Annotated in this window: 1 protein-coding gene; it reads left to right on the plus strand. The window is 38.2% G+C overall.

All coding sequences use genetic code 11. The annotated features are described in order from the left end of the window. Positions 1-408 (plus strand): helix-turn-helix domain-containing protein (locus BAQ49_RS17975; protein WP_165616057.1); only part of this gene is annotated, 408 nt, incomplete at both ends.

Genomic DNA, 408 nt, shown 5'->3' on the forward strand with positions numbered 1-408 from the left:
TAAAACGATTGGCTGTTCTCGTTTTGTATTCAATCATTTCCTATCTCTATGGGATAATGCATACAAAGAAACAGGGAAAGGTTTGACATATGGTACATGCTCTGCCAAACTCCCTGCCATGAAGAAAAAGTTTGTTTGGCTAAAAGAAGTAGATAGTATCGCGATTCAGTCGTCTGTTCGCAACCTTGCGGATGCTTATACACGCCTTTTCAAAAAACAAAACAATGCCCCGCGTTTCAAATCTAAGAAGAACAACGTACAATCTTATACCACAAAACAAACAAATGAAAACATTGCCGTTGTAGGAAACAAAATAAAATTGCCAAAACTAGGTCTTGTTCGATTTGCCAAAAGTCGTGAAGTAACAGGACGTATTTTAAATGCTACAGTTAGACGGAACCCTTCTGG

It is taken from the genome of Bacillus proteolyticus, from assembly GCF_001884065.1.
Taxonomy (GTDB): domain Bacteria; phylum Bacillota; class Bacilli; order Bacillales; family Bacillaceae_G; genus Bacillus_A; species Bacillus_A proteolyticus.